Source organism: Mycobacteriales bacterium, assembly GCA_030697205.1.
Lineage (GTDB): Bacteria > Actinomycetota > Actinomycetes > Mycobacteriales > SCTD01 > JAUYQP01.
The window spans coordinates 96,092-104,841 of the sequence record JAUYQP010000022.1 but is presented as its reverse complement, the minus strand read 5'-3'; the positions used below and the strand labels follow the sequence as shown (position 1 = coordinate 104,841).

Below are 8,750 nucleotides of genomic sequence, written 5' to 3'. Positions count from 1 at the left end.
GGGGGGGGGGGGCGCGGGGGGGGGGGGGGGGGCGGGGGGGGGGGGGGGGGCCTGGGGGGCGGGGGTGGCCTTGGCGGGCTTGACGGCGGTAGCGGCCGCCTTGACGGCCTTGGCGGGAGCGGCCTTCCTCGGCGCGGCGGCCTTCGCCGGCGCAGCCTTCGCGGGAACCGCGGCCTTCGTGGCGGCCGCAGCCTTTGCTGGCGCGACCTTCGAGGACCCAGCCTTGGCAGGGGCGGTCGCCTTGGCCGGGGCGGCCTTGCCGGAGGTGACCGGGGCAGCCGGGAGGGAGGCGGCCGTGGCGGGCCTGCGGACCCGGCCAGGGGTGGTGGGCGTGCTCACAGCTTGGGTCGCACCTCGGTCTCGAAGATCTGCCGGCGCTCGGGCGCGGGCAGGTGGCAGGCGGCGAAGTGACCCGGCGCGGCCTCGAGCAGCGCAGGGCGCTCGGTGATGGCCAGCTCGCCCGGCCGGTCGCGGTAGGGGCAGCGCGGCTGGAAGACGCAGCCCTTCGGGGCGTTGATGAGGCTCGGCGGCGAGCCGGCGATCGGGTTGAGCCGGTCCTGCTTGATGCGGTCGAGCCGCGTCACCGACTGCAGGAGGCCCCAGGTGTAGGGGTGCTCCGGACGGTAGAAGATGTCGCGCGACGTGCCCGTCTCGAGGGCGCGGCCGGCGTACATCACCAGGACCTTGGTCGCGACCTCCGCCACGACTCCGAGGTCGTGGGTGATGAGGATGACCGCGGAGCCGAACTCCTTCTGCAGGTCACCGATGAGGTCGAGGATCTGCGCCTGCACCGTGACGTCGAGTGCGGTCGTGGGCTCGTCGGCGATGAGCAGCTCGGGGTTGTTGGACAGCGCCATCGCGATCATGGCCCGCTGGCGCATGCCACCGGATAACTCGTGGGGGTAGTTCTTGGCGCGCTTGTCGGGGGTCGGGATGCCGACCCGCTCGAGCATCTCGACGGCGCGCGTGTTGGCGGCCTTGCGCGAGACGTTGTTGTGGACGCGGTAGGCCTCGGCGATCTGCGAGCCGACGGTGAAGTAGGGGTGCAGGGCCGACAGCGGGTCCTGGAAGATCATCGCCATCCGGCTGCCGCGCATGTGACGGACGTCCTCGCGGCTGGCCGCCACGATGTCCTTGTCACCGACCCAGGCCTGACCGCCGAGGGTCGCGCTGGTGCCCTTCTGCAGGCCGAGCATGGCCAGGCTCGTCACGGACTTGCCCGAGCCGGACTCGCCGACGATCGCGAGCGTCTCGCCCTTGTCGACGCTGAAGGACAGGCCGTCGACGGCACGGACCAGACCGTCCTCGGTCGGGAAGTGCACGACGAGGTCGCGCACCTCCACGAAGGCCGTGCCGGGGCGTCCGGCGGGCGGCGCGTCGCCGTCGCCGGGTGTGCCGGCAGGGCCGGTCTGCACTGCGGTCATCGAGAGGTCCCCTCGGGTCATGGTCCAGGAGCGGTGCGTGCCGATGGTCAGATCGGCGACGGGCCGCAGCCCGGGAAGACGGTACGCCACACGCCGCCGCGGTTGGCGCGGGAAGCACGGCGCGCCTCCCGCGCGTTGCGCGCGGGCTGCGGATGGTCTGGTGTCAGGCCAGTCTGACCTTGGGGTCGATGACGGCGTAGACGATGTCGACGACGAAGTTGGCGAAGACGATGAAGAACGCCGAGAAGACCGTGACGCCGAGGATGACCGGCAGGTCGACCGAGCCGATCGCGTCGATGGCGAGCTTGCCGACGCCGTTGAGACCGAACGCGGACTCGGTGAGCACGGCACCGCCGAGCAGGGCGCCGAGGTCGAGGCCGAAGATCGTGACGATCGGCGTCAGCGCCGCCCGCAGACCGTGCTTGCCGACGACCGTGCGCTCCTTGAGCCCCTTGGCACGTGCGGTCCGGATGTAGTCCTCACCCATGGTCTCGATCATGTTGGCGCGGGTGATGCGCGCGTAGAGGGCGGCGTAGAGGAACGCCAGCACCAGCCACGGCAGCGCGAGGCCCTGCGCCCAGGCGATCGGGCTCTCGCTGAAGTCGTTGTACTTCGGGTACTCGAACCAGCCGAGTCGCCCGCAGATGATCGTCGAGATGACCAGGGCGGTCAGGTAGACGGGTAGCGACACGCCTCCGAGAGCGAGAGCCATGGCGGACTTGTCGATGCCGGTGCCCTTCTTGAGGGCGCTGATGACCCCCACCGTGGTGCCGATCAGCAGCCACAGGATGGCGGCGCCGATGGCGATGGACACGGTGATGGGCAGCCGGTCGAGCAGCAGGTCGCGCAGGACGTCCTCGTCGGTCTGGAAGGAGACCCCGAAGCAGGGCGCGTCGCACTGCACGGTGCCGTCGGCGAAGTCGCGGCCGACGAAGAAGCCCTTCACGTAGGAGCCGTACTGCTCGTGGATCGGCTTGTCGAGGCCGAGCTTGACGTTGATGTCGGCGATGCGCTCCGGGCTGCAGGACTTGCCGCAGGCGAGCGTCGCCGGCGAGGCCGGGACGAGGAAGAAGATGCCGAACGTCAGCGTCATGACGATGAAGACGAGGGTGACGACGCCGATCAGGCGCCGAATGATGTAACGACCCATGAGGCGTGCGGGCCGGGTGGGCCCGCCGCTCCTCTCTCTCGGTGCGGCTTCCTACTGCTGTGCTGTGCCTAGATGTGGCGGCCGTGCGGGGCGGGTGCGCGACCCGCCGAGGACCGGCCCCGGGGCGCGAGGCCCCGGGACCGGTCCTATGACGTGCAGGTGGTGCGGGTGGTGCTGGTGCCTAGCTCTCGACCGCGAGAGCGACAGCGTCCGGCTCACCGTAGAACGGGTGGATGAAGAGGTTCTTCACCTTCGAGCCGGCGACGAAGACGGACTTGTCGACCGTGAACGGGATGATGCAGCCGGTCTTCGAGATGGTCTCGTCGAGCTCGGCCCAGATCTCACCCTGCTTGCCGAGGTCGGTCTCGGCCAGCGCGTCGTCCATGCGCTTGTTGATCGCGTCGTCGTTGAGCTCGCAGAAGTTCTGGTTGCCCTCCGTCTTGATCTGACGGCCGTCGAACAGCGGCGGGATGACGGTGCTGGCGTTGGGCCAGTCCGGTCCCCAGCCGGCGACGACGAGCGCGTTCTGCGTCTTCGACTTGCCGATCTCGGTGTAGTAGACGGCCGGGTCGACCAGCTTGAGGTTGACCTTGATGCCGACCTTCGCCATGGCGTCCTGGAACGCCTCGGCCACGGCCTTGCCCTTGCCGACGTTGGTCGAGTAGAGCTGCGTGGTGAAGCCGTCGGGCTTTCCGGCCTCGGCGAGAGCTGCCTTCGCCTTGGCGACGTCACCGGTCGAGGGGACGTCGAACGCCTTGAACTCCTTGCGGCCGGGCAGGCCGGGGATGAGCGTCTGGTAGATCAGCTCGCCACCTGCGCGCGTGCCGCCACGGGCGGTCTGCAGGGTCTCGCGGTTGACCGCGAACTGGATCGCCTCGCGGATCTTCGGGTTGTCGAAGGGCGCGGAGTTGATGTCCATCGCGATGTAGCGCAGGGCCTGCGTGGTGCCCTCGACGCGACGGCCGTCGACGGTCGGCTTGATGGCCTGGACGACGGACGCGCCCTGGATGCCACCGGCGTCGATGTAGGCGGCGTTGGGGTCGCTGTCGTTGATCAGGCGCTGGTCGATCTGCGCCGGGTCGAGGCCGAAGGTGAACTCGATGCGGTCCGGACCGGCCTTGCGGACCGAGTCGGTCTTCGGGTCCCAGGACTCGTTGCGGATGAGCGTGAGCTTCTTCTGGCGCTCGTAGGTCTCGATCTTGTAGGGACCGGACGAGAACGGCTTGTTGTCGTACTGCGTCTTGGTGTCCTTGCCCTTGGGGACCGGGGAGAAGGTCGGGAGGGTCACCGTGTAGTTGAAGTCACCGACAGGCTGCTTGAGCTTGAAGATGATGGTCTTCTCGTCCGGGACCTCGATGGAGGCCAGGCCGGCCGGCGTCTTGTAGGGGCCGTCGAACTTGTCGCCGCCCTCGAGGTACTGCTTGGCGTACTGCGGGCCCTCGGGGAGCAGGTCCGAGAAGGAGCGCTCGACGCCGTACTTGATGTCGGCCGCGACGATCGCCGTGCCGTCCTCGTACTTGAGGCCGTCCTTGAGCGTGAACTTCCAGACCTTGCCGCCCTCGCTCGGCTCGCCGGTGTCCTTGGCGAGGTCGCCGACGATCTCGTTGCCCTCGGCGCCGGAGGCCGACTTGAAGGTCGTGAGCGTGCGGTAGATGAGGCGACCGGCGTTGAGCGCGTTGGACACGTAGGCCCGCTGCGGGTCCAGGTGCTCGAAGTCCGACACGGACAGCAGCTTGAGCGTGCCGCCCTTCGGGACGTCGGGGGCCTTGGTCTCGGTGTCACCCGAGTCCGAGTCCCCGCCGCAAGCGGCAGCAGTGAGGGCGATGATGAGGCCGGCCGCAGCCGCCTTGCCCCCCTTGGCGAAGCGCGTCATGCGCTCGTCTCCCTTCTTCCCGCGAGGTCGTCGCGGGGTTCGCCACCGGCTCTCTGCCGGCGGACGTGTGAGGTGCGAGGGGGCCGCACTCAGCGGTTCCCTCGCGGGTCCAGGGCGTCACGGAGTCCGTCGCCCAGGAGGTTGAACGCCAGCACGGTCACGACGAGCGCGATGCCGGGTGCGGCGATGTAATAAGGGTCGGCGAGCGCGAAGGGCACGCTGCGCGAGATCATCTCGCCCCACGAGGAGTCGGGGCTCTTGATACCCACGCCGAGGTAGGACAGCGCCGCCTCGAACAGGATGTTGGTCGGGATGATCAGCGTCGCGTAGACGAGGATCGGCGCCGCGAGGTTGGGCAGCAGCTGCTTGAACAGGATGTGGCTGCTGCTCGCGCCGAGCGCGCGCGCCGCCTCGACGAACTCGCGCTCGCGCAGCGACAGCGTCTGCCCGCGGACGATGCGGCCGATGTAGGGCCAGGAGAAGAAGCCGATGATGAGCACCAGCAGCACCTTGCGGGCGCTGTTGCTGTCGACGAGCGGCAGCGCCGCCACCCGCTCGTCGACCTCGATGCCCACGAGGGCGATCGCGAAGAGCAGCAGCGGGAAGGCGAGCAGCACGTCCATGACACGGCTGATGGCCGAGTCGATCCAGCCGCCGAAGTAGCCCGCCATGACGCCGAACACGACGCCGATGACCACCGAGAGCAGCGTCGCGGCCACGGCGATGAGCAGCGAGACGCGCGCCCCGTAGACGATGCGGGCGAAGACGTCGCGGCCGGTGACCGGCTCCACGCCGAACCAGTGATCGGTGTTGATGCCGCCGAAGTCCCCGAGCGGCGCGGTGGTGGCACCGTCCAGCAGGTCGTTGTTGAACTCGTTGGGCCCGAAGCCGGAGATCTTGGTGATCAGCGGCGCGAACACGGCCACCAGCAGCAGGAAGACGATGATCCCGGCCGAGACCAGGGCGGTGCGGTCCCGCTTGAGGCGCATCCAGGCGATCTGGCCGAGCGAGCGACCGACGATCTGCTCGCCAGGGATGTTGGCGACGGCCTCGGGGTCTGCGACCTCAGCGCTGGGCGAGACGTCGAGCGGCGTGGTCACGCAGTCGGCTCCGGCTTCAGCATCTCGGGGGTCCTTCTCTCGGGGCGGGCGGCGCGGGGTCAGCAGCGTCGCAGGCGGACTCTAGGCGGTGTGACAGGTCAGCGGAAGGCCGGGCGCGCCGCGTTGCACGATCGTGACCGGTGCACCGATCGGGCTGTGACGCGGCTGTGACAGGTGCGCGACACGCCGGTCACGCACCGGGGCGAAGCGGTCAGGCCGGTCGTGCGGCCCGCACGATGGCAGCGAACTCCACGGCGTCGAGCGACGCACCCCCGACGAGCCCGCCGTCGACGTCGGGCTGCGCGCAGATCTCGGCGGCGCTCGAGGACGTCACCGAGCCGCCGTAGAGGATGCGCACGCCGTCGGCGGTGTCACCGGGGTAGAGATCGGCCAGGGCGGCGCGCAGCGCGGCGCAGACCTCCTGGGCGTCCTCGGGGGTGGCGACCTCGCCCGTGCCGATGGCCCAGACGGGCTCGTAGGCCACCACGAGCGTGGCGACGACGTCGACCGGCACGTCGACCAGCGCCGCGGTGAGCTGGGCGACGCAGTGGTCGACGTGGCCTCCGGCCTGCCGGACCGTCAGCCCCTCCCCCACGCAGAGCAGCGGGACGAGCCCGTGACGGGCCGCGGCGAGGACCTTCGAGCGCACGACCTCGTCGGTCTCGCCATGGTGCTCGCGTCGCTCGGAGTGGCCGACGACGACGTAGCTGCACGACAGCTTGGCGAGCATCGCGCCGCTGATGTCACCGGTGTGGGCACCGCTGTCGTGCGGCGACAGGTCCTGCGCGCCGTAGCGGATCGGCAGCTTGTCGCCGTCGACCAGCGTCTGCACGCTGCGCAGGTCGACGAACGGCGGCAGCACGACGACCTCGACGGCCTCGTGGTCCTCCGGCTTGAGGCTGAAGTGCAGCTTCTGCACCAGGGCGATGGCCTCGAGGTGGTTGAGGTTCATCTTCCAGTTGCCCGCGATCAGCGGCTGCCTGCTCATGACAGGACCTCCAGGCCGGGAAGGCGCTTGCCCTCGAGCTTCTCCAGCGACGCGCCGCCGCCGGTGGAGATGTGACCGAAGCGCGCCTCGTCGATGCCGAGCGCGCGGACCGCGGCCGCGGAGTCGCCGCCACCAACGACGGTGAGGGCTCCTGGCAGCGAGGCGACCGCCTCGGCGACGCCGCGGGTCCCCTCGGCGTAGGGCGCCATCTCGAAGACGCCCATCGGGCCGTTCCAGAAGACGGTCTTCGCGCCCTGGAGCGCGGCGGCGAAGGCCCGTACCGAATCCGGGCCGATGTCCAGGCCCATCCGGTCGGCCGGGATCGCGTCGATCGCCACGACGTCGTGCTCGGCGTCGGCCGAGAAGGCGGTGGCCGCGACGACGTCGCTCGGGAGCACGACCTTGCCAGTGGCGAGGAAGGCCCTGCAGGTCTCGACCTGGTCGGCCTCGAGCAGGCTGGTGCCGACGTCGTGGCCCTGCGCCTTCAGGAAGGTGAAGCACATCCCGCCGCCCACCAGCAGCGTGTCGACGGTCGGCAGCAGCGCCTCGATGACCTTGAGCTTGTCGCTCACCTTCGAGCCGCCGAGCACCACGGCATAGGGTCGCTCGGGCGTCTCGGTCAGCCGGTCGAGGACCTCGACCTCGGCCGCGACGAGCGGGCCCGCCGCGTGCGGCAGGCGCTGCGCGACGTCGTAGACGCTCGCGTGCTTGCGGTGGACCGCGCCGAAGGCGTCGTCGACGTAGAGGTCCGCGAAGGCCGCGAGCTGGTCGGCGAGGGCACCGCGCTCGGCGTCGTCCTTGGACGTCTCCGCGGCCTCGAAGCGGACGTTCTCGAGCAGGACCAGCCCTCCGTCGCGCAGCTCGGCCACGGCGGCCTGTGCGCTCGGGCCGACCACGTCGGTGGCGAAGGCCACCGGGCGGCTGAGCAGCTCCTCGAGGCGAGCGGCCACAGGCGCGAGGGAGTACGCCGGGTCCGGAGCGCCCTTCGGCCTGCCCAGGTGAGCGGTGACGACCACGCGCGCGCCCTGCTCGGAGAGCTCGCGCAGGAGCGGCAGCGAGGCCCGGATGCGACCGTCGTCGGTGATCCGCGACCCGTCGAGCGGCACGTTGAGGTCGCATCGGACGAGGACCCGCTTGCCGGCGAGCGGGCCGAGCTCGGTGTGGAGCCGCACTAGAGGCGGGAGCCGACGAGCCCGACGAGGTCCACGAGCCGGTTGGAGTAGCCCCACTCGTTGTCGTACCAGCCGACGACCTTGACCTGGTTGCCGATGACCTTCGTCAGGCCGGCGTCGAAGATGCACGACGCGGGGTCGGTGACGATGTCGGAGGAGACGATCGGGTCCTCGGTGTACTTCAGGAAGCCCTTGAGCGCACCCTCGGCGGCCGCCTTGACGATCGCGTTGACCTCCTCGGCGGTGGTGTCGCGGCCGACCTCGAGGGTGAGGTCGGTGGCGGAGCCGGTCGGGATCGGCACGCGCAGCGCGTAGCCGTCGAGCTTGCCCTTGAGGTGCGGCAGCACCAGCGCGATCGCCTTGGCGGCACCGGTGCTCGTCGGGACGACGTTGAGGGCCGCGGCGCGCGCCCGGCGCAAGTCGCTGTGCGGGCCGTCCTGGAGGTTCTGGTCCTGGGTGTAGGCGTGCACCGTCGTCATGAGCCCCTTGACGATCGTCAGCTCGTCGTCGATCGCCTTCGCCATCGGGGCCAGGCAGTTGGTGGTGCAGCTGGCGTTGGAGATCACGTGGTGGGTGGCAGCGTCGTACTGCTCGTGGTTGACGCCCATCACGATCGTGATGTCCTCGTTGGAGGCCGGCGCGCTGATGATGACCTTCTTGGCGCCGCCGTCGATGTGCGCCTTGGCCTTGGTGGCGTCGGTGAAGAAGCCGGTCGACTCGATGACGACGTCGGCGCCGACCTCGCCCCACGGGAGGTTGGCCGGGTCGCGCTCCTCGAAGGCGCGGAAGGTCTTGCCGCCGACGGTGATCGAGTCACCGGTGTAGGAGACGTCGCCGAGGCGGCCCAGGATCGAGTCGTACTTCAGCAGGTGCGCCAGCGTCTTGTTGTCGGTGAGGTCGTTGGCCCCCACGATCTCGATGTCCGCGCCGCTGGCGATCACCGCCCGGAAGAAGTTTCGGCCGATGCGGCCGAAGCCGTTGATTCCCACGCGGACAGTCACTGGAGCTCCCTCGTACGACGACGGTGTCGGGCAGCGGCGAGG

The 8,750-nt window shown here is 70.0% G+C and carries 7 protein-coding genes; all 7 read right to left on the bottom strand.

What is annotated here, in order from left to right; all coding sequences use genetic code 11:
- Positions 1-335: 335 nt before the first annotated feature.
- Positions 336-1,424: an ABC transporter ATP-binding protein gene (locus Q8R60_07420; protein ID MDP3712296.1), complete on the bottom strand. Its 1,089-nt coding sequence runs from the start codon at positions 1,422-1,424 to the stop codon at positions 336-338.
- A gap of 163 nt (positions 1,425-1,587) precedes the next feature.
- Positions 1,588-2,574, bottom strand: a complete 987-nt coding sequence (locus tag Q8R60_07415) for an ABC transporter permease (GenBank protein ID MDP3712295.1) — start codon at positions 2,572-2,574, stop codon at positions 1,588-1,590.
- Between the two features lie 181 nt (positions 2,575-2,755).
- On the bottom strand, positions 2,756-4,447 hold the full coding sequence (locus Q8R60_07410; protein ID MDP3712294.1) for an ABC transporter substrate-binding protein: 1,692 nt from the start codon (positions 4,445-4,447) through the stop codon (positions 2,756-2,758).
- Positions 4,448-4,536: 89 nt separating this feature from the next.
- A complete protein-coding gene (locus Q8R60_07405; protein MDP3712293.1) occupies positions 4,537-5,547 on the bottom strand; it encodes an ABC transporter permease in 1,011 nt (336 codons plus the stop codon).
- A 211-nt stretch (positions 5,548-5,758) separates the two neighbouring features.
- Complete coding sequence (tpiA, locus tag Q8R60_07400) at positions 5,759-6,535, bottom strand: triose-phosphate isomerase (protein ID MDP3712292.1); 777 nt, start codon at positions 6,533-6,535, stop codon at positions 5,759-5,761.
- Complete coding sequence (locus Q8R60_07395; GenBank protein ID MDP3712291.1) at positions 6,532-7,707, bottom strand: phosphoglycerate kinase; 1,176 nt, start codon at positions 7,705-7,707, stop codon at positions 6,532-6,534. The genes tpiA and Q8R60_07395 overlap by 4 nt, the downstream gene beginning before the upstream one ends.
- Entirely contained in the window at positions 7,707-8,708 is a 1,002-nt protein-coding gene (gene gap / locus Q8R60_07390) for a type I glyceraldehyde-3-phosphate dehydrogenase (GenBank protein ID MDP3712290.1), read from the bottom strand. Before gap ends, Q8R60_07395 begins: the two co-directional genes overlap by 1 nt.
- Positions 8,709-8,750: the final 42 nt, after the last annotated feature.

Excerpts from the sequence above, each read along its gene's own strand:
- Q8R60_07420 (MDP3712296.1), bottom strand. The coding sequence starts at position 1,424 with ATGACCGCAGTGCAGACCGGCCCTGCCGGCACACCCGGCGACGGCGAC.
- Q8R60_07415 (MDP3712295.1), bottom strand. The coding sequence starts at position 2,574 with ATGGGTCGTTACATCATTCGGCGCCTGATCGGCGTCGTCACCCTCGTC.
- Q8R60_07410 (MDP3712294.1), bottom strand. The coding sequence starts at position 4,447 with ATGACGCGCTTCGCCAAGGGGGGCAAGGCGGCTGCGGCCGGCCTCATC.
- tpiA (MDP3712292.1), bottom strand. The coding sequence starts at position 6,535 with ATGAGCAGGCAGCCGCTGATCGCGGGCAACTGGAAGATGAACCTCAAC.